At 66.8% G+C, this 431-nt stretch carries 1 pseudogene; it reads left to right on the top strand.

The annotated features are described in order from the left end of the window. Positions 1–307: pseudogene (locus JHD59_RS22230) on the top strand (hypothetical protein); the annotation flags it as partial. Between the last annotated feature and the right edge of the window lie 124 nt (positions 308–431).

Raw genomic sequence — 431 nt, forward strand, 5'->3', positions numbered from 1 at the left:
GGTGCTGGTGTACGTCTGCGTGGCTTTTACTTTTTACGGCACGCTGAGCGGCGTCGCCAACGATGCCATGCCGGCGGAGAGACGGGTGGAAACCAGCGCGGCCCTGCTGACGCTGTACGCGCTGGGCGGCACGCTTGGGCCCCTGTTGTGCTCGCTGGCGATGGGCGCGCTGGGCACCGTGGGCTATTTCGCGGTATCCACAGCCATGGCCGCTGCCCTCTTGGGGCTGGCCGTATGGACGCTGCAGCAGCGCCAGGGGCGGCTGCCATTCATCGACTACCTGCGCCGCATCGGGGCCAGGCTATAGGGGCTGTTGACGTTTGGTGAGCGGTCGCGCCGGAGCGCATTTCGCGGCGAATCGAGGCGTTTCGCGCGCCGCATAGTCATTCTCTGCCAGCGCGGAACAACGAAGAGTCGGCGCGAAAGGCGCC

Origin of the sequence: Chromobacterium sp. ASV23 (genome assembly GCF_016428945.1) — a bacterium.
Classification (GTDB): domain Bacteria; phylum Pseudomonadota; class Gammaproteobacteria; order Burkholderiales; family Chromobacteriaceae; genus Chromobacterium; species Chromobacterium sinusclupearum.